This is a genomic window from Pyramidobacter porci, assembly GCF_009695745.1.
Taxonomy (GTDB): Bacteria; Synergistota; Synergistia; order Synergistales; family Dethiosulfovibrionaceae; genus Pyramidobacter; species Pyramidobacter porci.
This window is the reverse complement of the sequence record NZ_VUNH01000003.1, coordinates 187,830-209,717: the sequence shown is the minus strand read 5'-3', so window position 1 is coordinate 209,717 and position 21,888 is coordinate 187,830. Positions and strand designations below refer to the sequence as shown.

The following is a 21,888-nucleotide window of genomic DNA, read 5'->3' as shown; positions in this document are numbered from 1 at the left end:
ACTAAAAAAGGAGAAAAACGGGCGTTCGACAAGAGTCTACATGAATCGAATAACTGCAAACACTGATTCCATGTACTGTTCCGGCAGAAAAATTCCGCTCAAAAAGTTGGCGTTTTGGGCCTCAAAAACTACTTAATCGTGGAAAAAGCGTAAAAAAACAGGGCGCTCCGGCCTGTAGCGGTCGGAACGTCCTTGCGGCTTCTGTGCTGCCTTTATTGTTTTGGCCGTTTGTCCGGGTGGTGCCTGTAGTACAGCTCGTCTTCGTTGTGATCCCAATTAGGGCTATCAGGAGTGAGAGGCGTCGTTATCCCAGTAGCCGTATCAAGCATAAACTGTTCGCCGGTCTTGCCGTCCGTGCGGAAAAAGATATGATCCTGCGCCCAACGATCACGCAACGACATAAGCGCTCACCTCCGTGGGACGCGTTTCCTGCGTTACTTATTCAGGCCGATGCAGTACTCTTTCAATATCTTTAACTTCGACAGTTGGCCACTGGGACATATCCCCCTCCGTTTCTATCAGAAAAAGGCGTGATTCATAAGAGTCAACAACAGTGCCCTCGCGGCCGTCTTTCAAGCGGACGAAATCCAGCTCATGAATTTTCATCATTATTCTCTCTTTCGCGGTCAATCCAATATCTTCAAATACTCCAGCAAACGGGCCTCGAGGCACTCCGCGACCAGACCGGTCATCGGCGCGGGATCGCCGTCTCTGTAGTAGGAATCGAAGGCGGCGTAATAGCGGCGGCGGTCGCTGTATTTCACGTCGATGGGCGGAAAGCCCGCCTGCATGAGCATGAAGTTCAGCAGCAGCCGACCCGTGCGCCCGTTGCCGTCGATGAAGGGGTGGATGCCCTCGAAACGGAGATGGAACAATGATGCCGCCTCGACTGCGTTCTTGTCCGTGGCGGCGAAGTCTTTCAGCAGGGCGGCCATTTCCTCATGGATCAGCAGCGGCTCCGTCGGCGTGTGGAAAGCCCCGGAAATGACGACGGGAACTTTCCGATACTGCCCTTTGTCTTGCGGCCTGTCCATGAGCACGAGGGAATGGATTTCCCGGATGCGCCACTCCGTCAACGGTTCTTTTTCCGAGACGAGCCGCTCGACGCAAGCGAAGGCGTCGCGGTGGCCGATGGCTTCCAGATGGTCTTTCAGCGGCTTCTCGCCGATGGTGATCCCTTCCAGTACAAGCGCCGTTTCCCTGAGCGTAAGCGTGTTGCCCTCGATGGCGTTGGAGTTGTAGGTGTACTCGATCGTGAACTGTTCCCGAAGGCGTTCCAGCTCTCCGGACGTCAAAGGCCGGCAGGCGTCGAGCCTGGCTTTCAGCTCCGCGAGGCGGGAATCGCTAATCATCGGCCCGCGTTCCTTCCTCGCGGCCGGTTTCCGGCTCGTGCTCGATCACGTTCTGGATCGGCGCGCGAAGGGCGGAACAGATGCGGTCGAGCAAATCCATGGAAACATTTTCATTTTTGCCGATACGGGCAAAGCTGGTCGGCCCTGCTTTTACAGTTTTTCTTAGTTCCTCTCTTGTCATGTCTCTGTCGATAAGCAGTTTTAAAAGCGGTTTATAGTTAAACGGCATTCTCTCACATCCTTTCTGGCTATGTATTTTATCATGATTCTACTTAAATAGGAAGAAGCCTTTTTCTATTGAATAGTTTATCTATTGACATCTGTGTTTATCATGGTAGAATATCTACTGAAAAGGGTAGATGACATGCAAGAGAGGTGATGGATTGAAGCACGTCGATTCAGCACAGCGCATTAAAAAGGCCCCTGGAACTGTCCTGAGCTTGGCTGCCAGACAGTAGCAAGGGCAAGGGCTTGAAAAGAAGGCCGTTTGTATTGTAACACAGCGGCTTTCTCTTTGGGGAGAGTGTGAAAGGAGAATGTCCCTATGATGATTCATGGTGTGAAATTGGAAGAGCGTTCATGGTGTTCGCTGGAGATGGTTTTCCCCGACGGGTCTTCCTGTGCTTGGAGCCTTGCTCCACAGTGTTTACGAAAGCCTCGCTCGATGCCCCTAGGTCCCGAAGTCGCAATTGTGCCGTCTGACGCTGATAGGTTCACGGGGCGCTTTGGGGCGAACAGGACGCCAGAAGATAAAGAAATAGATGAAGCGGCCCTTAAGCTTTTATATTCGAGCGTGGCAAGAGCTACCTCGACGGCGAGCTTGATATCAAGCCTTCGGCATGAGCAGAGGAGCAGCCGAAGGCAACCTCCACAAACGTCTCGCAAGGCCCCTAACTTGAACGAAGCAGCATAATCATGCCTGTAAAATAAAGAAGCCCCTACAGCGGGCGGCTGTGAAGGGCTGGCGGTTCATTTGATCTTCCTGAGCGCTCTTTTCCTCGCGGGAACCAATCTCTCCACGGGCGAAGAGAGCGCCTGCTCTTTTCTCAGGTCGTCGGTGGTCAGGTGGATGTAGCGCTGAGTCATCTGCGGCCCGTGATGCCCCATGAGGCGCTGAAGGACTTCGCCGCTCATGCCGGCTCTGAGGTGGAGCGTGCAGGCGGCGTGCCTCAGGTCGTAGGGTCTGAACGTCGTCCCGTCGTTTAAGCAGTATTTCTTGAGACGCTGTCTCCATGAATCTACGCTCAGTCTTTGCCCGCTTTCATTGCAGAAAACCGGCGTGTCGCTCCCCCATTCCGGCGGCCTCGCTCTGAGCAGCTGGCGCAGGGCTGCCGCGGCAGTCGGCGAGAACGGGACGATTCTTTCCTCGCGGGTCCTGGCCGTCTTGTGCGGAATCGTGACCGCGAGGGAAAAGATGTTGAAATGCTCCGGCAAAAGTTGAAGCGCTCGCCGGGACGCGCGGCGGTGTCGAGGGTAAAGAGGATCAGGGCGTAGTCGCGCAGCCCCGCCCATGTGGAACGGTCTGGAAGCGTCAGCAGCTCTTTCACCTTCGCGGCGTCGATGTCGCGAAAATGCCCGCGGTCTTTGCGGCGTTTCAGGCCCCTGAACGGATCGGGTTCCGGCGGCTGTATCCCCTCTTCAACACACCAGCGCCAGAAGGCGTGGACGTAAACCAATCTCTGGTTGTACGTCGCCGGGGCAATGCGCTTGTTGATCCACGAAAGGAAAGCCTCACGCATGGCCGACGGGCCTGACCATGCCTGCGGGTAGTGGCTAAAGAAGTGATTCAGCGTCCATTGATAATCCTCAAGAGTCGCGCAGGCACTTCCCGATGCCTGCTTAAGGATGATGAAATCCGTGATGCTGTCCTGAACCGCCGTCTTCCGAGAAAATACAAGATGAACCGTGTTCTCCGGCATGAAAAACGCTTCCCTTTTTTACGCCATGGAGCAATGCCCCAAAGAAAGTCCCCCGGCATTGGACGTCTTTTATCGGCGTGAACCCTTGCAGTGGCGGAATCGGTAGACGCAGAGGACTCAAAATCCCCCGTGGGCGACCACATGAGGGTTCGAGTCCCTCCTTAGGCACCACGAAAAAACAAAGGACCGTTCGATTTTTTGTCGGACGGTCCTTTTGCTTTTAACGGTCTCACATCACGCCGCGGCTGTAGTGGCCGCGGGTGGTGTTGGGGAGGTTTTGCGGGTTCCTGAGCGCGCCGGAAAGGGCCCGGCGGTACAGATCGGTCAGGCGGCGGATCCCGTCGGGCCGATAGGTCCGGGCGTCGATGCGCAGGCGGGCGACGCCGATTTCCCGCAGCCGCGGCACGAGGTCGAGGGCGCAGAGATCCTGCGAGTTGAGCACGTGCATACGGCCGAACTGGTCGCTCGCCAGGCGGAACGCCGCGCGCGTGCGGTCGCGCAGATAGATTTCCCCGCGGCGGCCGGCGGCGTCTTTTCCCTTGCCGCCGAGGAAGCTGTCGCCGACATTGTACTCCGACACCATCATCTCGACCGGGCCCTGCACGAGACACTCCAGCGGCAGCGGGCTGACGCCGGCCAGATGGCGGATCTGGGGCATGTTCAGCTCGACCGACGGCGTGGCGCCGGCGGCGCCACTCTCGCGCCAGAAGAGCAGGCTCTGGCTGTTGTAGATGTTCAAGCTCATGTCGGCCCACAGGGGGATTTTCAGTTCCATTTCGCGCGCCAGCTGCCAGAGGCCGAGGTTGTGGACGTTGAGCTGGTCGGCGCCGCTGTCTTGGACATGGCGCAAGAATTTTTCGAAAAGACGCAGCTGCGGTTCCGCGACGATGCGCGGCGTGCCGAGCGCGGCGCGCCTGCCGGCGGCGTGGATCAGTTCGACCGCGGCGGCGCAGTCGGAAAAGCCGGCGTCTCTACCGCAATAGCGGTCGCCGCCGAAGATCACCCAGTCGGCGCCGCCGTCGAGCGCCGCCCGCACGCCGTCGAGCCGATCGGTCCACACGGAAAGCCGCGTTTTCTCCGCGGGGCGCGCGGCGGCCAATTTTTTCAGAGCGGCATTTTCCCGTTCGAGCTGCGCCGAAGCCGCGGCGTTCTCCACGGGGCGGCGCGGCGGCAGAAAATCGTCGAGCCGCGCCCGATCCAGCGCTTCGCAGGCCTGGCGGCGGGCCTCGTTGATCTCGCCGACGGGGACCATCAGTTCACCTTCGAGCGCCAGTTCCAGTCCGTTCAGAACGTATTCCGTCGCGCCGAGGCGCTCGAGCTGGCGGCGCAGCGACGCTTCGTCCAGAGGGCGCGTGCGGGCCGCTTCGGCGAGGAAGCTTGTGCGCCCCGTTCCCGTGTGCCCTTCGCCGTCGCTGAATTCGACTTCCAGCGGACGCCCGACGGCCACCGAAACTCTGGCGTTCACGGGCACGCGCCGTTTGTTCTTTTCGCCGTAGAATGTCGCGGCGTACTCGATCAGTTTTTTGTCCAGCGTGCGGAACACGGGCGCGTCCCGGCGCACGCCGGGCGGCACGTCGATCTCGGCCAGAGAACCGGCCGGAGCGCGCTCGACCGTGCACCCACCGACGGTCAGAGAAGCCACGGTCGTACCGGCGCCGCTTTCGCCTGTGCCCGCGAACTCGAGCCCGTCGCCGCGGCGCAGTTCCTTCTCCAGCCTGATTGTGGCGCGGTCGCGCCCCAAGGATTCGACGCGGCCGACGATCACGCCGCGGTTGTCGGGGCGGGAATCGCTGATCATCTTCCGTCCCGGGCGTCCCGTCAGGTACGCCGTCGTAAAGCCGCGGTTGAAGATCTGTTCGACGTTGGCGCGGTCGCGTTCCGGCACGCGGTAGTCCCCCGTCAGATAACTGTCGATGGCGCGGCGGTACGCGTCGACAACCGCGGCCACGTACTCGGGCCGTTTCATGCGACCTTCGATCTTGAAGGAACAGACGCCGGCTTCGATCATCTGCGGCAGCACGTCGAGCGTGTTCAGGTCGCGGGGGCTGAGCAGATACGCGCCGGCGGAACCGCGCAGGAGATTTTCTCCGCTGTCGCCTATCAGCGTATACGGCATGCGGCAGGGCTGAGCGCAGCGGCCGCGGTTGCCGCTGCGTCCGCCGATCAGACTGCTCATCAGGCACTGGCCGGAATAACAGACGCACAGCGCGCCGTGGATGAACGCTTCGATCTCGATGTCTTCGGCCGCGGCGGCCCGGAGATCGGCGATCGAAAGCTCGCGGGCCGGCACGGCGCGAACCATGCCGCAGTCCGCGGCGAAGCGGACGCCGGCCGCATTGGTGATCGTCATCTGCGTGCTGGCGTGCCGCGGCAGTTCCGGCGCGACGAGACGGGCCAGACGCAAAACGCCGAGGTCCTGCACGATGATGGCGTCCACGCCGGCGTTGCTCAGAAAAGCCAGGTAATCCGCCAGCTCGCGCATCTCCCGATCGTCCGCGAGCGTGTTCACCGCCACGAACAGGCGCACGCCGTGCAAATGCGCAAAACGCACGGCACGGCTCAGCTCGTCGCGGTCGAAATTACCGGCGTAAGCGCGCGCGCCGAAAGCCTTGCCGCCCAGATACACGGCGTCGGCCCCGGCGTTCACCGCCGCTTCGAGGGCCTCCCACGTTCCGGCGGGCGCCAGCAGTTCAAGGGATTTTTTCATGATGTCCTCGCAGGGTTCTCTTTACGACGTTCTTCGCGGACGGCCGACGTTTTCCGCCCGCGCTTTTGCAGACAGCGGCGCCGTCCCGACGGGATGACGCCGCTGTCTCTGTATTGTACTCCGTTTCACTGGAAAGTAAATTCGCGCCGGCGGCGCGCGGAAATCTTTTTCGTCCGCGCCGGACGTTTCATGATAAACTGAATCTGATCATGAAACGGGAAGGAGCCTCGGAGAATGGAACCGGTCGAGTTTCGGGAAATCGCCATGATCCTCGCCGTCGGCGAGGAATTGAGCTTCACGCGCGCCGCGGAGAAAAACTATATCTCCCAGCCGGCGCTCAGCAAAATCGTGCGCAAGGTGGAAAAAAATCTCGGCGCCGCCATCTTCGACCGCGGCTCTTCGCCGCTCCGCATCACTCCCGAAGGACAGCGCTTCATCGAGTACTTCCGCCGCCTCGAGCAGGTGCGACACGAGCTCGAGAAATACTGCGAAAGCCTGCGCCGTCAAAAGAAGGCCGATCTCGTCATTGGCGCGCCGTCGTTCTTCTGCACTTACGTGCTGCCCCCGCTCGTGGCGTCGTTTCAGATGGAGCACCCCGACTTCTCCGCCAAGCTCATCGAGACCAACGACGCCGAATTGCGCGAGCTGCTTCGCGCCGGCGTGCTCGACCTCGGCTTGACGGTCGAAGAAAACATGCCGGCCGATCTGCAATCCTTTGCCCTCAAAAGCGAATCGATCGTCCTCGCGGCGCCGCGCGCCAATCCGATCAACGCCCGCCTGCGGGATTTCGCTCTTGACGAGAGCGACTTCCACGGCGGCCTGGTCAACGAGGACGCTCCCTGCGTGTCGATCGGAGTCTTCGCCGGCGAGCGCTTCCTGTTCCTCAAGCCCGGCAACGACATCCGCGCCCGCGGGCTGAAAATCTGTCACGACGCCGGCTTCGAGCCGCAGATCGTGATGGAGCTGGACCAGCTGCTCACGGCCTACCGTCTGGCCGAAGCGGGGCTTGGCGTGGCCTTCATCCGCGCCTCCATCCCCTGCTACGCCGGCTTTTCGCCGGATCTCTGCCTGTACCGCCTCGACCATTCCGACACGCAGCGGCAGATTCGGGTAGTCTTCAACGAACGGACCCTCGCCAACGAACGGCAGAAGAGTTTTGTCGCCTATCTCAAAAGCTGCCCGGAAGTCCGCTAAACATCAGGCCATTCCATTCCGAACACACTCCCATGCGCGACTGGTTATTGGATTTTTTCCGCCGCGCTGATTTAGAATAAACTCAAATTGTTTCACCATCCTGCACCATTATGATGAAAGGCGGCATTTATCATGAATATCGTTGAAAAGTTTGCCATGCTCGGCATCGACAACGCGCCCGGCCAGGAAAGCCTGCAGAAGTCAGAACAGCTCGACCTGCGCGGCGAAAAGCTGGCAGGCCCGCGCGTCGACTTCTCTCACGGCGACGTCGACGCCCACCTGCCTACGCCCGGCAGTTTCGAAGCGTTTTCCCACGGCTTCTTCGAGGGCGGCGCTCAGGCTTACACGCCGTACCGCGGCCGCAGGACCGTGCTCGAACACGTGGCGGAAAAGCTTTCGGCCTTCAACGGCGCGAAGATCGATCCGGCGCAGAATCTGATCCTCACGCCCGGCACGCAGGGCGCCCTGTTCCTCGCCATGGGCGCGAACGTAATGCCCGGCGACAAAGTCGCCATCGTCGAGCCCGACTACTTCGCCAACCGCAAGATGGTCGAGTTCTTCGGCGGCGAGCTGATCCCCGTTCAGATGGATTACGCGGACGTTTCCGGCAAGGCCGGCCTCGACCTCGCCGCGCTGGAAAAAGCGTTTCAGGACGGCGCGAAACTGTTCCTTTTCTCCAACCCCAACAATCCCGTGGGCTGCGTCTATTCCTGCGAGGAAATCTGCGCCATCGCCGCGCTGGCGAAAAAATACGGCGCCGCGCTGATCGTCGACGAGCTTTACAGCCGCCAGGTCTACCCGGGCGTGAAGTACACCCATCTGGCCGCTCAAAAAGAAGTTCCCGGCAACCTGATCACCATCATCGGCCCCTCCAAAACCGAGTCGCTCAGCGGCTTTCGCCTTGGCGCGGCGTTCGGCAGCGCCGACGTGATCGAGCGCATGGAAAAGCTTCAGGCCATCATGGCCCTGCGCTGCCCCGGCTACAACCAGGCCGTGTTCTCCACGTGGTTCAACGAGCCGGCCGGCTGGATGGACGCCCGCGTCGCCGAACACCGGCGCATCCGCGACGACATCATGAAGGTTCTTGCCGCGGCGAAGGGCGTTTCCGCCCGGGCGACCGACGGCGGCAGCTATCTCTTCGTGACCATTCCCGAACTCGACGTCAGCCTGCACGCCTTCATCCGCGTCGTGCGCGAGCTGGCGGACGTGATCGTCACCCCCGGCACCGAGTTCGGCCCCCAGTTCCTGCACCAGTTCCGCATCAACTTCTCGCAGGACCACGACAAGGCCGTCGCCGCCATGAAGCGCCTGCTGGCCGTCATGGACCGCTACCGCAAAAACGAGACCGCCGCGAAAAACTGAAATTCGTGGCCAATGAAAGGGAACTGAGCGAACAATAGCACAAAGAGGGGCGGGAAACGCGAGCGGCGCGTTTTCCGTCCCTCTTTTTTCGTCGGCGATATTTTCTTCGTCTTGTGATGAACCGCTTCGCCCGATGATTTTGCTAGGTTTTCCGCCGGATCAAACGACAAATCCCGGCAATATGTCCGACATTCAGCGATTATTTTCTTTATTGACCATGCAGAATGAACTTTCCAAGCCTCGAACTTCATGCTAAGATAAATTTATCTTTTAGATTGTTTTCTTATATAAATTCTGATAAAACGTGTGGTTATTAAGAAATCGCGCCAGGCGATTTTTTCGAGAACATACAGGGGGGCTTGTCGTATGCTGAAGTACGTGCTGCAAAGAATATCCACGAGTTTGCTGACGCTGTTCGTGATCATCACGCTGACGTTTTTTCTGATGCGGGCCATTCCGGGGGGGCCGTTCACCGACGAAAAGGTGATCCCGCCGGAGATCATGGAGAAAATTCTGGAACGCTACCACATGAACGACCCGCTCTGGAAACAGTACGGGCATTATCTGTGGAACGCGGTCCACTTCGATTTCGGCCCTTCTTACCGCTACGAGGGCATGACGGTCAACCAGCTGATTTCCGGTTCGTTCCCCGCCTCCGCGTTGGTCGGCTCGCTGGCGATTTTGCTCTCGCTGATCGTCGGCATCCCCGCGGGCATCATTTCGGCGCTGCGGCGAGGGCGATGGCAGGACAAGACGGCCATGGTGCTGGCCACGCTGGGGATCACGATACCGAACTACGTGATCGCCACGCTGATGGTCTATTTCTTCGCCTACCGCTGGGGGATCGTCACCGTCGGTTTCTGGGAAGGTCTGCCGACGTCGATCCTGCCGGCAATCACGCTGGCGGGCTATCCGGCGGCGTTCATCTCGCGCCTGACGCGCTCCAGCATGCTCGAAGTGATCCAGCAGGATTACATCCGCACCGCCTATTCCAAAGGGCTGCGCGAGCGCACGGTCGTGTACATCCACGCGCTGCGCAACGCGATCATCCCCGTCGTCACCTATCTGGGGCCGCTGATCGCAGGCATCCTCACGGGCAGCTTCGTCGTCGAGCAGGTGTTCGGCATTCCCGGGCTGGGGCTGTTTTTCGTGACGAGCATCCAGAACCGCGACTACACGACGATCATGGGCGTGACGATCTTCTTCAGCGCCTTGCTGGTGTTCATGAATCTGCTCGTCGATATCTGCCTCGGCTTTATCGATCCGCGCATCAAGCTGGCCAAATAGGGGGGACGCATGATGACTGAAAAAACTTCCGCGGAAGCGCGCCCGCTCCGCCTGCCCGATCTGAACGACGCGTCGCTGTTCGAGTTCGTCGGCGCGGAAGAGAAAAACAAGGCGGAGTTCATCCGCCCCAGCCAGACGTACTGGCAGGACGCCTGGCAGCGCCTCAAACGCGACAAGCTGGCGATGTTCGGCCTGTTCCTGATCGTCTGCATCTTCCTGATGGCGATCTTCGGGCCGCTGCTGTCGCCCTACGCCTACGACGAACAGGATTTCCTCATCTCCAACGAGTTTCCCTCGTGGGCGCATCCGTTCGGCACCGACATGTTCGGCCGCGACATGTTCGTGCGCGTCATGTACGGCGCGCGCATCTCGCTGGCCGTCGGCCTGATGGCCAGCCTGATCAACCTGACGATCGGCGTGATCTACGGCAGCATCTCCGGCTTCGTCGGCGGACGCACCGACGACGTGATGATGCGCATCGTCGACACGATCCGCAGCGTGCCGACGATGATCTACGTCATTCTGTTGATGGTCGTGGTCGGTCCGGGGCTGAAGAGCATTTTCATCACGCTGGGCATCAACTACTGGACCAACATGGCGCGCATTGTCCGCGCCGAGGTCATGCGCGTCAAAAACGAGGAGTTCGTGCTCGCGGCGCGCGTCATCGGCGCTTCGCCGGCGCGCATGCTGCTGCGGCACCTGATTCCCAACGCCATGGGACCGATCCTCGTCACGCTGACGTTCTGCATCCCGCAGGCGATTTTCGCCGAAGCGTTCCTGAGTTTCGTCGGCCTCGGCGTCAGCGCGCCGATGGCTTCGTGGGGCGTGCTCAGCAGCGACGCGATGAACGCGCTGATGGTCTATCCCTACCAGCTGTTCTTCCCCGCCATGGCGATCTCGCTGACGATCCTCGCGTTCAACTTCTTCGGCGACGGTCTGAGGGACGCGCTCGATCCGCGGCTGCGCAAGTAGGCAAAGAGGGGGGAAGATTTTCATGTCGGAAAACATTCTCACGATCAGCGACCTGCACACCTCTTTCTTTACCCCGGTCGGCGAGGTCAAGGCCGTCGGCGGCGTCTCGCTGAAGCTCAGCAAGGGCGAAGTGCTGGGCATCGTCGGCGAATCGGGCAGCGGCAAGTCCGTGACGATGCTGTCGATGCTGCATCTGCTCGGTCCTTCGGGAAAAGTCGTCGGCGGTTCGGTCAACTTCGAGGGGCAGGAACTGACGACGATGAACTACAAACAGATGTCGGACATCCGCGCCAACAAGATCTCCATGATCTTTCAGGACCCGATGACCAGCCTCAATCCGGTGCTGTCCGTCTCGTACCAGCTGTGCGAACCGCTCATCCGCCATAAGCACATGACCAAGGCCGAGGCGAAAAAGCGCGTGATCGAACTGCTTCACGACGTCGGCATTGAGCCGGCCGAAGAGCGCATCGGCCAATATCCGCACCAGTTCTCCGGCGGGCAGCGCCAGCGCCTGATGATCGCCATGGCGCTGGCCTGCAATCCCGACCTGCTCATCGCCGACGAACCGACGACGGCGCTCGACGTCACCGTGCAGGCGCAGATCCTCGAACTGATGAAAGATCTGCAGAAAAAATGGAACACCGCCATCATCCTCATCACGCACGATCTCGGCGTCATCGCCGGCATGGCCGACCGCGTCGCCGTCATGTACAGCGGGCATGTCGTCGAGGAAGGGACGCGGCGCGACATTTTCTATCGCCCGGCGCATCCTTACACGCAGGGGCTGCTCAAGTCGGTGCCCAATCCCGACAACCTCACCAAGGAACGTCTGATCCCCATCAAGGGGCAGCCGCCCGATCTGCTCAACCCGCCCAAGGGCTGTCCGTACGCGCTGCGCTGTCCCAAGGCGATGCGCGTCTGCCTGCAGTATCCGCCCGAAACGCAGTTCGTCGAGGAAGGCCATTCAGCCGCGTGCTGGCTTCAGCGCGCGCCCCACGGAGGTGATGCGCGATGACCGGCAACCAGGAAATCCTTCTCGAAGTCACGGATCTGGTCAAGCACTTCAACGTGCCAAAGGGCGTCGTGCGCTCCGTCGACGGCGTGTCATTCAGCATCCGCCGCGGCGAAACGCTCGGCCTGGTCGGCGAGTCCGGCTGCGGCAAAACCACCACTGGACGCACGATCATCAGGCTGTATGACGTCACCTCGGGCAGCGTGAGGTGGAAAGGGCACGAGCTGGCAAACCTTTCGCAGAAGGAAATGATCCCCTACCGCAAGGAACTGCAGATGATCTTCCAAGATCCGTACGCCTCGCTCAATCCGCGCATGACCGTCGGCGACATCGTCATCGAGCCGATGGTGATCCACGGCGTGCCGCGGGACGAACGCATCGACCGCATGCGCCGCCTGCTTTCCATCGTCGGGCTCAACAGTGAGCACGCCAACCGCTACCCGCACGAGTTCTCCGGCGGGCAGCGCCAGCGCATCGGCATCGCCCGCGCGCTGGCCGTCGAGCCGGAATGCATCATCTGCGACGAGCCGATCTCGGCGCTGGACGTGTCCATCCAGGCGCAGATCGTCAACACGCTCGAAGACTTACAGCACGATCTGGGGCTGACGTATCTGTTTATCGCCCACGATCTGTCGATGGTCAAGCACATCAGCGACCGCGTCGCCGTCATGTACCTCGGCAACATCGTCGAAGTGGCGGGGAGCAACGAGCTTTACACCAATCCGCTTCATCCTTACACGCAGTCTCTGCTGTCGGCCATTCCCGTTCCCGACCCCGACAAGTCCGACGCGAGAAAGCGCATCCAGCTTGTCGGCGAAGTGCCCAGCCCGATCGATCCGCCTTCGGGCTGCAAGTTCCACACCCGCTGCCCGCGGGCGTTTGACCGCTGCGGCGTCGAAGCGCCGCAACTCGCCGGCGGCGAACATCAGTGCGCCTGCTGGCTGGCGAACAACTAGGCTTCACCGTGCACCTTTCGTGCGCGTCATTATACGTAAGGAGGATTCAGTCATGAGAAAACGCAGTTGGATTTTGGCAGCAGCCGCGGCGCTTGCTTTGTGCGCGAGCGCGTGCGCGGCGGAGAAGGTCTTCGTCTACAACCTCGGCGTCGAACCGAGAACGATCGACCCGGTGCTGAACAACGCCACCGACGGCTCCACCGTCATCTACAACCTCTTCGAAGGTCTGGTGCGCGTGTCCCTCGAGGACAAACCCGAGCCGGGGCTGGCCAAGAGCTGGGACGTTTCCGAAGACGGCCTGACCTGGACGTTCCACCTCCGCGACGGCCTCAAATGGCACGACGGCACGCCGCTGACGGCCGAACACTTCCGCTACGGCCTGCTGCGCGTCGTCGATCCCAACGTCGCTTCGCCCTATGCCTTCCTCGGCTTCCCCATCGTCAACGCCGAAAACTTCTACAACGGCAAGTGCAAGGCCGAGGACGTCGGCATCAGGGCCGTCGACAACACCACCCTCGAGCTGAAGCTCGCCTATCAGAACCCGCTGATGCTCGACCACCTGTCCTATCACATCTTCTTCCCCGCCAAGCCCGAAGTCGTCGAAGCCCATCCCCGCGACTGGACGACCTCGCCCGACACGATCCTCTGCAACGGCCCCTTCTACCTTACCGAGTGGAAGCACAACGCCGAGATGACGCTCGTCAAAAATCCCCACTACTGGGATGCCGAGAACGTCAAGATCGACAAGGTCCGCGTCGTCATGATCACCGACCCCAACACCGCGCTCGCGGCCTTCAAGGGCGGCAAGATCGACTTCACCAAGCGTCTGCCTTCCATGCAGATCCCCGTTCTGCTCAAGAGCGCCCAGGCCAAGACCGTCAACACGCTCGGAGTCAGCTTCAGCGTCTTCAACGTCACGCAGCCGCCGTTCGACAATCCGCTCGTGCGCCGCGCCTTTGCGCTGGCCGTCGACCGTCAGGGCATCGTCGACAAGGTGACCATGGCCGGTCAGGCTCCGGCCAACGCCTACATCCCCTACGGCCTGCCCGGACCGGAAGACGGCAAGGACTTCCGCTCCGCCGGCAAATCCTACTTCAGCAACCGCGCTCAGCCCGAAGAGGCGCGCAAGCTGCTGGCCGAGGCCGGCTATCCCGACGGCAAGGGTTTCCCCAAGGTGACGTACAAGTACAACACCAACGAAGGCAACAAAAACATCGCCGAAGCCCTTCAGGCCATGTGGAAGAGGAACCTCGGCATCGAAGTCGAACTGTACAACGAGGAGTGGAAAGTCTTCATCAACACCCGCTTCCAGAAGAACTACCAGATCGCGCGCCACGCCTACCTCGTCGACTTTTTCGATCCCGCCAGTCTGATGGACATCCTCGTTTCCGACTCGCCCGAGAACGTCACCGGCTACAACAACCCCGAATACGACAAGCTCGTCGTGGCGGCCCGCAGCGAAATGGACCACGCCAAGCGCATCGGCTATCTGCTCAAGGCCGAGGACATCCTCATGCAGGATCTGCCCGTGCTGCCCATCAACTATTACTCCACCCCCTACATGGTCAGCGAGCGCGTCAAGGGCATGTACATCTCGCCCCGCAACTGGGACTTCTTCCGCGGCGTCGAGATCGTCAAGTGAAGAGTTTTAAAGACAAAAAGGAGCGGGGCTCAGGCCCCGCTCCTTTTTGTCTTTGTCGCTTCACCACAGCGCTTGTCCTGTGAAAGATCGTCAATATGATCCTGTCGCTTCTTCCGCAGGATTCATCAAACGTTTTCCCGCGAAAATCCGATAATAGACCGCGAATGAAACGGCCGTCAGCGCCCACGACACGGGATAACTCGCGACGATCGTGATCAGCCCGCGGCTTCGAGGAACCACGAACAGGATCCAGAGCACGCGCGAAGTGCAGGTAGCGATGAGAGTGAGCAGCATCGGTCGCAACGTCTCCCCCGCGCCGCGGATGGCCGCTGAAAACGCTTCGCCGAACACATAAACAAAGTAAAGCGGCGACAAAAATCGCATCAGCTGCGCCATGATCGGGATCACGTCGTGATCGGACGGATTGACGAACAGCCTGCCCAGCGGCTCGTTCCAGAGATACAGCGCCGCGCCCAGCGCAGCGACGAGGCTGGCCGTCATTCCCGTCCCGACGAGGACGCCGCGTCGGGACCTCGCGAACTGCCCTGCGCCGTAATTTTGGGCGACGAAAGTCGATATCGCCGCCGCCAGAGAGTCCGCCGCCAGCCAGATCATAAAATCCAGCTTCCCGCACAGCGCCCAGGCGGCGATGTTGTTCGTTCCGGTCCTATTGACGGCGCCTTGAATCATCATGTTGGCGACGGGATAAAGCGACGACTGCAGTCCTACGGGAAGTCCCAGACAAACGATGGCTCTCAGCGCCGGACGGTGAAAACGCGCCCGCCGGACGGAAAAGCCCTCGACGCCGTTTTTTTCGTTCAGAGCGTTCAGCGCCAGCAGCGCGCTGAGCATCTGCGCCGCGGCGGTCGCCAGCGCGGCGCCCGAGACGCCCCAACGAAACAGCCCAACGAAGAGCAGATCCAGAACGACGTTGACGCCGCCGGAAACGACGAGCACGCAAAAAGGCGTTTGGGAGTTTCCGACCGCCCGCAGGACCCCGGCTCCGATATTGTAGAGCATGGAAAAAACGAACCCCGCATAGTAAATGCGCACATACGACAGCGCCGAAGGAAAGATATCCTCGGGAACGTCCAGCCACCGCAGGCAGACGGGCGCCGTCGCCACGCCAAGGACAGAAAGGACCGCCCCGCCGGCAAGGCCGAAGGCGACGACCGTATGGACGGCGTCGAGGAGTTCCCGTCTTTTCCCAGCGCCAAAAAGCTGCGAGACGATGATGGCCGCCCCGCCGGACAGTCCCACGAAAAAATTGACCGGCAACTTCAGCAGACTGTAAACGGAGTCCACGGCCGCCAAACCGTTTTTCCCGACGAACTGCCCGACGATCACCGCGTCCGCGGTCGTGTAAAACTGCTGAAAGAAATTTCCGGCCAGAATCGGCAGAAAGAAGATCAGCAGATTTTTCCATATGACGCCCCGAGTCATGTCACGTTTTTTGTCGCGCACCGCGTTCCTCCCCTTCGCCTTACGGACGCGCGCAAACGTGCGGCTCGCCGTCCGCGAAACTTTTTGCCAACGTTCGCTTCCCGATCGGTTCGAGACGTTCCGCCGGCACGATCTCCGCAAATCTTCCGTCTTTCATGACCGCCGCCCGCCGGCGACAATCAGTTCGAACGCAGACGGAACGTCGCAAGACGCGGTTTCAGCCTGCCCGGCCGGCGCCGCCAGGGGCAAAAACGCGGCGCACGCGGTTGACAAGTGCAGACGTCGTTTCATTCGTCACAAAATCTCTCTTCCTTTATTCCTGCTTCAATGATATTAGCTTTAACTAACCTATATCAAACAGTTTAGCACAAAAAATATAATTTACAAAGAGAATGATTTCGATTAAAAATATTCGATAAAGTAATTACAAGAGAGGCAAAAGATGAACACGGAGCACCGCGGCGGCGTTTCGTACGCGAAAATTGAAGAGCTGCCGATGATAGATTCGAATTTTCTTTATGGAACGACGCAGCGCCGCCTTTCCCCCCCCCTCCTGCCAATTCCAGCTGAGAATGGATATCGCCTCCTGCGTTGTGCCGCTCCTGAACGGCGCAGCAGCCCGCCGTTCAAAAATTTCTTTCCGCGCTCTGAACGAAAACATTCGTTTCGCGCCCGGCAAAAAGCTTCATTGACGGCGAGTATCGGAAACGAAGACGTCCCCCTGTCACGCCCTGCGAATAATATTATTTCTCAATTGAAATGACGAACACAGAGGCGCTGCGAGGGAGATTCACAAAGCGAGCTGCGCAGACTGCGCAGCAGTCGAGGTAGTTCTGAGCGACTGAACTCCCTCGCGGCGCCCGGCAAGCTATATTAGCGCTTTTATCAAGAAACAGTATAAAAACAGGGGAGTCGCGGCCGATATCGGCCATGACTCCCCTGTTTTTTCTTACATTCCGGATCGTTTTCTTCTCAGCGACGCCGCCGCGTGACGGCGGCGCCTTCGATCAATTTCTCCACCAGGGCGGGCAGCGGCACGCCGGCTGCTTCCCAAAGCTTGGGGTACATGCTGATGGCCGTGAAGCCGGGGATGGTGTTGATCTCGTTGAAGACGACGCGCTCCGTGCCTTTTTCGAGGAAGAAGTCGGCGCGCGAAAGGCCGCGGCAGTCCATGGCGCGGAAGATTTTTTTCGCCATGGCGCGGATCTCTTCGCGTTTCCCCGCCGGCAGCGGCGCGTCGACGACGGTGCGCGAAGCGCTGCTGCGGTATTTGGCGTCGTAATCGTAGAACTCGGCTCCGGCGAGGATCTCGCCCACGCCGCTGGCTTCGGCGTCCCAGCCGCCGAGGAGCGCGCATTCCAGTTCACGCCCGACGATGGTTTCTTCGGCGATCACCTTGCAGTCCTGAGCGGCGGCGAGTTCCAGCGCTTCGACAAGCTGCGCGCGGCTCCCCGCCTTGGAGACGCCGCAGGACGAACCGGCGTTGGACGGCTTGACGAAAACGGGATAGCTCAGCGCGGATTCAATGCGGCGCACGACGCCGTCCATATCGTCCAGCTCTTCACGGCGAAACGCCGCGTAACGCGCCTGCGGGATGCCGCAGCGCTCCAGAACGGCCTTGGTCGTTGCTTTGTCCATCGTCGCCGCCGACGACAGCACGTCGCAGCCCACGTAAGGGATCTGCGCCAGCTCCGCGATGCCCTGCGGGCAGCCGTCTTCGCCGTAAAGGCCGTGCAGGACGGGGAAGAGCACGTCCACGCGCTCGAGGGAAAAGCGGCCTTCGTCGCTGAGCAGAACGCTTTTCAGCGCCGCGTCCGGCAGCAGCGCCGCGCCTTTGCGGCTCTGACGCCACTCGCCCGAAGCGATCTGATCGACCGACTCGACGTGGAGCCAACGCCCTTCTTTGGTGATGCCGATCAGCAGCAGGTTGTATTTTTCCCTGTCGATATTGCGGGCCACCGTCGCGCCCGAAACGCAGGACACCTCGTGCTCCGACGATTGGCCGCCGAACAGCAGCGCCACTTTTTTCTTCGTTTCCATTTCATACCTCGCTATAAATCCCGGACGCGTTCCCAAACGTGTCCTCGTTCTTTTTTCCCAAACTACTCGATCCGCTCGAAATCGGACGCGCCGTGTTTACAGAGCGGGCACACGTAATCAGGCGGCAATTCTTCGCCTTCGTACACGTAGCCGCAGATCTTGCAGCGCCAGCCTTTTTTCTTGCCCGCCTGCGGCCGGGGCTTGACGTTCTCGTGATAGAAGGCGTACGTCGCCGGCTCTGTGCCGGACATGATCTCTCCGCCCTCGATGTCCGCGAGGAACAGCGAATGCGAGCCCAGTTCCCACGTTTGCAGGACTTTTCCCGAGAACCACGCGTTCACGTGTTCGGTCGGGACCAGAATTCCGTTGGCCGTGCGGATGGTCTCAACGCCGGCAAATTTGTCGGCGCCGCGCCCGCTCTGGAAGCCGAAGCGCTGGAACAGTTCGAACGGCGCCGTGGTATCGAGGATCGCCACGTTGAACCGCCCCGTGCGCGCGATCATGTCGTGAGTGTAATTCTGTTTGCAGACCGAGACAGTCACATGGACGGGGGCTGCCGACACCTGCGTTACCGTGTTGACGATGCAGCCGTTGTCCTTGCCGTTTTCCGCCGCGCTGAGCACAAAAAGGCCGTACGTCAGCTGATGCATAATTCGCGAATCCATAAAGAAAACCCCTTCCTCTGCCCCGAATCCCGCGGCGCAAGAACGGACTCCGCGCCGCGCCCTCCTCGCCGCGTCGGAAACAAAAACTCCGGCCCCCGCCGGACATTTCCTCAGCAACCCCAGCGCAAGCGTCGATTATTTTTCTTTTTGATTATACCATGCGCTCCGTCTCGTGTGAGGAAGGAGCGGAGAACGTTCAGCCCTCGGAATATTTTGCTCCTCCCATGAATTGAGCCTCATCGAGGCTGTAAAGAGTGTCGACGAACAGGTCGCGGAAATGCGCCGGACCGCGGCGCGCCGAGCGCGTTCCGGCGGCGGCCAGCTCGCCGCTCAGCTCCACGGCGGCGCAGACGGCGGCGGCCGCGAGCGGAGAACTTTCGACCGCATAAGCGGCGCCAAGCAGCGACGACAGCATACAGCCCATGCCCGTGACGCGGGTCATCATCGCGTCGCCGTTACTGACGCCGAACGCACGACGTCCGTCGGTCACCGCATCGACAGCCCCGGAGGAAACGACCGTGCAGCCATGCCGCCGCGCCAGAGCAGACGCGACTTCGGCGGCCGCCGTCTCCTCGTCCGCGTCGACGCCCGCCGCCGTTCCCGTATCGCTGAGCAGGGCGCGAATCTCCGCGCCGTTGCCGCGCACGCAGGCCACGTGAAATTCTTCCAGCAGCTCAATGCAGCTGCGGCGACGGAGCGACGAAGCGGAAACGCCGACCGGATCGACGATGATCGGATGCCCGCACGCAACGGCCCGCCGCGCCGCTTTTCCGATGGAATCCAGCTGCGAAATCGCCCCCAGGTTGATCACCAGTGCGTCGGCATGGAGCTGCACTTCTTCCACTTCGTCGGGATGGGCGGCCATGAAGGGACGCGCACCGGCAGCCAGCAGGACATTGGCACAGTCGTTCACGGTCACCGGGTTCGTGATGCAGTGGACGAGAGGACGGCGGCGGGAAATCTTCTCCCACACCGCCCACAGTTCAGCGAGCGTCGCCATGCCGTTGTCCCGAGAAAAAACGCTCAGCTTCGAGCAGCCCTAATTTTTCCATGGCGACGGTGATCACCGCGCCGATCGCCGCGCCGCCGGCAGAGCTGATCAGAAACGGCACGACGAAGGTCAGCAGCGCGGCTTTCTCGTTTCCCAGTACAAAACGCGCCACGGGATAGGACAGCATCCCGCCGATAATCCCCGTGCCGGCGATCTCCCCCAGCCAGGCGGCGGGGAGCCGCCGGACCGCGCGGTACATGACGCCGGCAAGCAGCGCACCGCACATGCTCCCGGGGAACGCAAGCGGCGTGCCGGCGCCGATGAGGTTGCGGATCAGGCTGGCGACGAACGCCGCCGCCACGTTCCATAGAGGGCCGAGGAAGACGGCGCCGAGAATGTTGGCCAGATGCTGCGCCGGCGCGCACTTGGCCCCGAACACGGGAAAAGAAATAAACGATCCCACCACGGCGAACGCGGCCAGAACGGCCGTAAACGCGATTTTTCTGACTCGTAAATTATTCATGGACGCCTCCTTGAAAACATGCTCCTAAAAAGCTTTCGCTCTCTTTCTTGCTCATCTGTCTGTGCGGCGCCGACGCCGGCTTCACTGCCGGTCCGGACGATTCCCGACAAAAAAAGCGGTGCCCTCTCGGACACCGCCATTACGTTCGTTCACACATCTTACATCCCTCCGTTGGCATTATCCAATTCAGGTTCCGGGTCGAAGCTCAGCGCTTCCTCTCAGCCGTTTCCAGCTCCCCGCGTCAGATTGTTCAATTGTGAAAACAGACGGCCGTTTCCGTCTGCTGCCGTCACGCTCTTCGTCACCAGCGAACGATACAAAATAACCCGGCGTGAAAAGCCGGGAGAAATACCCTGGTGGATCGTACAGGACTTGAACCTGTAACCCTCTGATTAAGAGTCAGATGCTCTGCCAGTTGAGCTAACGATCCAGACTGAAAACTTATGAACTTGGTGCGAAGGAGGGGACTTGAACCCCTACGCCCGAAGGCACCAGATCCTAAGTCTGGCGCGTCTGCCAATTCCGCCACCCTCGCAACGCGCCTCGCACGACACGGGGAATTATAGCATCCCCGCGCCGGGCATGACAAGTGGATTTTTCGCCAGGAGCAAATGATCGCCAGAAGTCGAAATATTCAGCTCTTTCGGCGTTGCAAGCGGAACGACCCTACGAGGAGAAGAGGAAAACGACCCATGCGCGAACGCTGCAGCGCCCTTGCGTTCGGCTCTTTAATTAAGAAACAGTATTATTCGCGTAAGCGATTGCTCCGCATTTTTCCGACTCCGGCGCGAACCACAATCGCAAAACAACGCAGCGGCTGGAAGAAGACGCGGTCAGCCGCACTGTTCTTCCAGCCGCTGCGTTTATGTTTCTTCATCGCGGGCGACGTTGCGTCCGTCGAAGACGGGAATGAATTTTTCCATCGCCGTCCGGCCGCGCTGGACGAAGCAATTTTCCATGCCGAGCTTTTCGGCGTGGGCCAGCACCTTGTCGTACTCGTACGTCGTCAGGCGGCGATTCAGCTCGGGGCAGCCAGCGGCCTGCGGCATGGGCGTGAACTGGTTCATCAGGCTCACGCAGATGTCCGAACCGAAAGTACTCCACAGATAATCCAGCAGCCTCAGGCTGTCGCGGGAGTGCCCCGGCAGGATCAGATGCCGCACCAGTACGCCGCGGGTCATCAGCCCGTCTTTCATCACGAACGGCCCCGCGATCTCGAACATCTTCCCGATCGACGCCGAGGCGTAGTGAAAATAATCCGGCGCGTTGGAGTATCGCACCGCCAGGGAATCGTCGCAGTATTTCAGATCGGGCAGGAACACGTCCACGGAGCCGCGCAGCGTTTCGATCGTCTCCGGCAGCTCGTAGCCGCCGCAGTTGTACACGACCGGCAGGGAAAAACCGTTCGCTTTGCCCCGATCGAGCGCCTCGACGATCTGCGGCACGTAATGCGTCGGCGTCACCAGATCGAGCGAGGCGGCGCCGCGCCGCTGCTGTTCGAGAAAAATTTCGGCCAGGCGTTCCACGCTCACGTCGATGCCCCGCCCTTGGTGGCTGACGGCATAGTTCTGGCAGAAGACGCACTTCATGGTGCAGTGGGAGAAAAAAACCGTGCCGGCGCCCTGCGCGCCGGTCAGACAGGGTTCTTCCCAGCGGTGCAGCGACACCAGCGCGACGCGCGCCAGTTCGCCGGCGCCGCACCAGCCTTTTTGCCCGGCCCGCCGGTTCGCTCCGCAGCGGCGCGGGCACAGGTCGCATGAACTCAGATCCATCGTTGCGCTTCCCCCATATACAAAAATCGCCCCGGAGAACGTTTCTCCGGG

General features: G+C 60.5%; 20 protein-coding genes, 2 tRNA genes and 1 riboswitch. Of the genes, 8 read left to right on the top strand and 14 right to left on the bottom strand.

The annotated features are described in order from the left end of the window. Positions 1-212 precede the first annotated feature (212 nt). From FYJ74_RS04210 to FYJ74_RS04190, 6 genes are all read right to left on the bottom strand, one after another. Positions 213-401 (bottom strand): hypothetical protein, encoded by a 189-nt coding sequence (locus FYJ74_RS04210; protein WP_154528337.1) that lies wholly within the window; start codon positions 399-401, stop codon positions 213-215. A gap of 225 nt (positions 402-626) precedes the next feature. After that, positions 627-1,352: a Fic family protein gene (locus FYJ74_RS04205; protein WP_154528336.1), complete on the bottom strand. Its 726-nt coding sequence runs from the start codon at positions 1,350-1,352 to the stop codon at positions 627-629. After that, positions 1,345-1,581, bottom strand: coding sequence for a helix-turn-helix domain-containing protein (locus tag FYJ74_RS04200; protein WP_154528335.1), 237 nt, complete (start codon positions 1,579-1,581; stop codon positions 1,345-1,347). Before FYJ74_RS04200 ends, FYJ74_RS04205 begins: the two co-directional genes overlap by 8 nt. 740 nt (positions 1,582-2,321) lie before the next feature. Then, a complete protein-coding gene (locus tag FYJ74_RS11750) occupies positions 2,322-2,711 on the bottom strand; it encodes a tyrosine-type recombinase/integrase (protein WP_326830869.1) in 390 nt (129 codons plus the stop codon). After that, complete coding sequence (locus FYJ74_RS11935) at positions 2,597-3,271, bottom strand: tyrosine-type recombinase/integrase (protein ID WP_326830871.1); 675 nt, start codon at positions 3,269-3,271, stop codon at positions 2,597-2,599. The genes FYJ74_RS11750 and FYJ74_RS11935 overlap by 115 nt, the downstream gene beginning before the upstream one ends. Positions 3,272-3,500: 229 nt before the next feature. Then, entirely contained in the window at positions 3,501-5,978 is a 2,478-nt protein-coding gene (locus tag FYJ74_RS04190; protein ID WP_154528334.1) for a DUF3656 domain-containing U32 family peptidase, read from the bottom strand. 234 nt (positions 5,979-6,212) lie between these two features. Here FYJ74_RS04190 and FYJ74_RS04185 point away from each other — a divergent pair, with 234 nt between their 5' ends. The 7 genes from FYJ74_RS04185 (at position 6,213) to FYJ74_RS04155 (ending at position 14,403) form a co-directional block, all read left to right on the top strand. Beyond that, positions 6,213-7,172 (top strand): LysR family transcriptional regulator, encoded by a 960-nt coding sequence (locus FYJ74_RS04185; RefSeq protein ID WP_154528333.1) that lies wholly within the window; start codon positions 6,213-6,215, stop codon positions 7,170-7,172. A 132-nt stretch (positions 7,173-7,304) separates the two neighbouring features. After that, a complete protein-coding gene (locus tag FYJ74_RS04180; protein ID WP_154528332.1) occupies positions 7,305-8,534 on the top strand; it encodes a pyridoxal phosphate-dependent aminotransferase in 1,230 nt (409 codons plus the stop codon). A 366-nt stretch (positions 8,535-8,900) separates the two neighbouring features. Then, positions 8,901-9,821: an ABC transporter permease gene (locus tag FYJ74_RS04175; protein WP_154528331.1), complete on the top strand. Its 921-nt coding sequence runs from the start codon at positions 8,901-8,903 to the stop codon at positions 9,819-9,821. A 12-nt stretch (positions 9,822-9,833) separates the two neighbouring features. Further along, the gene (locus tag FYJ74_RS04170) at positions 9,834-10,793 is read left to right on the top strand and encodes an ABC transporter permease (protein WP_154528330.1); all 960 of its coding nucleotides are present in this window, start codon (positions 9,834-9,836) and stop codon (positions 10,791-10,793) included. 22 nt (positions 10,794-10,815) lie between these two features. Then, a complete protein-coding gene (locus FYJ74_RS04165; RefSeq protein ID WP_154528329.1) occupies positions 10,816-11,808 on the top strand; it encodes an ABC transporter ATP-binding protein in 993 nt (330 codons plus the stop codon). After that, on the top strand, positions 11,805-12,761 hold the full coding sequence (locus tag FYJ74_RS04160) for an ABC transporter ATP-binding protein (protein ID WP_154528328.1): 957 nt from the start codon (positions 11,805-11,807) through the stop codon (positions 12,759-12,761). Before FYJ74_RS04165 ends, FYJ74_RS04160 begins: the two co-directional genes overlap by 4 nt. Before the next feature lie 52 nt (positions 12,762-12,813). Continuing rightward, positions 12,814-14,403: a peptide ABC transporter substrate-binding protein gene (locus tag FYJ74_RS04155; RefSeq protein ID WP_154528327.1), complete on the top strand. Its 1,590-nt coding sequence runs from the start codon at positions 12,814-12,816 to the stop codon at positions 14,401-14,403. Between the two features lie 90 nt (positions 14,404-14,493). On the opposite strand, the gene FYJ74_RS04150 is transcribed toward FYJ74_RS04155, so the two are convergent. Next, positions 14,494-15,867 (bottom strand): MATE family efflux transporter, encoded by a 1,374-nt coding sequence (locus FYJ74_RS04150; RefSeq protein ID WP_326830865.1) that lies wholly within the window; start codon positions 15,865-15,867, stop codon positions 14,494-14,496. A 421-nt stretch (positions 15,868-16,288) separates the two neighbouring features. On the opposite strand from FYJ74_RS04150, the gene FYJ74_RS04145 reads away from it, so the two are divergent. Further along, entirely contained in the window at positions 16,289-16,609 is a 321-nt protein-coding gene (locus FYJ74_RS04145) for a hypothetical protein (protein WP_154528326.1), read from the top strand. Between the two features lie 209 nt (positions 16,610-16,818). Here FYJ74_RS04145 and FYJ74_RS04140 read toward each other — a convergent pair whose 3' ends face one another. From FYJ74_RS04140 to FYJ74_RS04110, 7 genes are all read right to left on the bottom strand, one after another. Further along, positions 16,819-17,886, bottom strand: coding sequence for a D-alanine--D-alanine ligase family protein (locus FYJ74_RS04140; protein WP_154528325.1), 1,068 nt, complete (start codon positions 17,884-17,886; stop codon positions 16,819-16,821). A gap of 62 nt (positions 17,887-17,948) precedes the next feature. Next, on the bottom strand, positions 17,949-18,551 hold the full coding sequence (locus FYJ74_RS04135; protein ID WP_154528324.1) for a flavin reductase: 603 nt from the start codon (positions 18,549-18,551) through the stop codon (positions 17,949-17,951). Positions 18,552-18,747: 196 nt separating this feature from the next. Next, complete coding sequence (thiM, locus tag FYJ74_RS04130; protein WP_154528323.1) at positions 18,748-19,551, bottom strand: hydroxyethylthiazole kinase; 804 nt, start codon at positions 19,549-19,551, stop codon at positions 18,748-18,750. Next, positions 19,535-20,065: an energy coupling factor transporter S component ThiW gene (gene thiW / locus FYJ74_RS04125; protein ID WP_154528322.1), complete on the bottom strand. Its 531-nt coding sequence runs from the start codon at positions 20,063-20,065 to the stop codon at positions 19,535-19,537. Before thiW ends, thiM begins: the two co-directional genes overlap by 17 nt. Positions 20,066-20,211: 146 nt before the next feature. Beyond that, positions 20,212-20,314: riboswitch (TPP riboswitch) on the bottom strand. Positions 20,315-20,419: 105 nt separating this feature from the next. After that, positions 20,420-20,495 (bottom strand) — tRNA-Lys (locus FYJ74_RS04120). A 20-nt stretch (positions 20,496-20,515) separates the two neighbouring features. Next, positions 20,516-20,600, bottom strand: a tRNA-Leu gene (locus tag FYJ74_RS04115). 328 nt (positions 20,601-20,928) lie between these two features. Then, positions 20,929-21,837 carry a radical SAM protein gene (locus FYJ74_RS04110; protein ID WP_154528321.1) on the bottom strand — a complete coding sequence of 303 codons (909 nt, stop codon included), beginning with the start codon at positions 21,835-21,837 and terminating at the stop codon, positions 20,929-20,931. Between the last annotated feature and the right edge of the window lie 51 nt (positions 21,838-21,888).

Excerpts from the sequence above, each read along its gene's own strand:
- FYJ74_RS04145 (WP_154528326.1), top strand. The coding sequence starts at position 16,289 with ATGAACACGGAGCACCGCGGCGGCGTTTCGTACGCGAAAATTGAAGAG.
- FYJ74_RS04110 (WP_154528321.1), bottom strand. The coding sequence starts at position 21,837 with ATGGATCTGAGTTCATGCGACCTGTGCCCGCGCCGCTGCGGAGCGAAC.
- FYJ74_RS04210 (WP_154528337.1), bottom strand. The coding sequence starts at position 401 with ATGTCGTTGCGTGATCGTTGGGCGCAGGATCATATCTTTTTCCGCACG.
- FYJ74_RS04175 (WP_154528331.1), top strand. The coding sequence starts at position 8,901 with ATGCTGAAGTACGTGCTGCAAAGAATATCCACGAGTTTGCTGACGCTG.
- FYJ74_RS04165 (WP_154528329.1), top strand. The coding sequence starts at position 10,816 with ATGTCGGAAAACATTCTCACGATCAGCGACCTGCACACCTCTTTCTTT.
- FYJ74_RS04160 (WP_154528328.1), top strand. The coding sequence starts at position 11,805 with ATGACCGGCAACCAGGAAATCCTTCTCGAAGTCACGGATCTGGTCAAG.
- FYJ74_RS11935 (WP_326830871.1), bottom strand. The coding sequence starts at position 3,271 with ATGCCGGAGAACACGGTTCATCTTGTATTTTCTCGGAAGACGGCGGTT.
- FYJ74_RS04190 (WP_154528334.1), bottom strand. The coding sequence starts at position 5,978 with ATGAAAAAATCCCTTGAACTGCTGGCGCCCGCCGGAACGTGGGAGGCC.
- FYJ74_RS04180 (WP_154528332.1), top strand. The coding sequence starts at position 7,305 with ATGAATATCGTTGAAAAGTTTGCCATGCTCGGCATCGACAACGCGCCC.
- FYJ74_RS04170 (WP_154528330.1), top strand. The coding sequence starts at position 9,834 with ATGACTGAAAAAACTTCCGCGGAAGCGCGCCCGCTCCGCCTGCCCGAT.
- FYJ74_RS04205 (WP_154528336.1), bottom strand. The coding sequence starts at position 1,352 with ATGATTAGCGATTCCCGCCTCGCGGAGCTGAAAGCCAGGCTCGACGCC.
- thiM (WP_154528323.1), bottom strand. The coding sequence starts at position 19,551 with ATGGCGACGCTCGCTGAACTGTGGGCGGTGTGGGAGAAGATTTCCCGC.
- FYJ74_RS04140 (WP_154528325.1), bottom strand. The coding sequence starts at position 17,886 with ATGGAAACGAAGAAAAAAGTGGCGCTGCTGTTCGGCGGCCAATCGTCG.
- FYJ74_RS04200 (WP_154528335.1), bottom strand. The coding sequence starts at position 1,581 with ATGCCGTTTAACTATAAACCGCTTTTAAAACTGCTTATCGACAGAGAC.
- thiW (WP_154528322.1), bottom strand. The coding sequence starts at position 20,065 with ATGAATAATTTACGAGTCAGAAAAATCGCGTTTACGGCCGTTCTGGCC.
- FYJ74_RS04155 (WP_154528327.1), top strand. The coding sequence starts at position 12,814 with ATGAGAAAACGCAGTTGGATTTTGGCAGCAGCCGCGGCGCTTGCTTTG.
- FYJ74_RS04135 (WP_154528324.1), bottom strand. The coding sequence starts at position 18,551 with ATGGATTCGCGAATTATGCATCAGCTGACGTACGGCCTTTTTGTGCTC.
- FYJ74_RS04185 (WP_154528333.1), top strand. The coding sequence starts at position 6,213 with ATGGAACCGGTCGAGTTTCGGGAAATCGCCATGATCCTCGCCGTCGGC.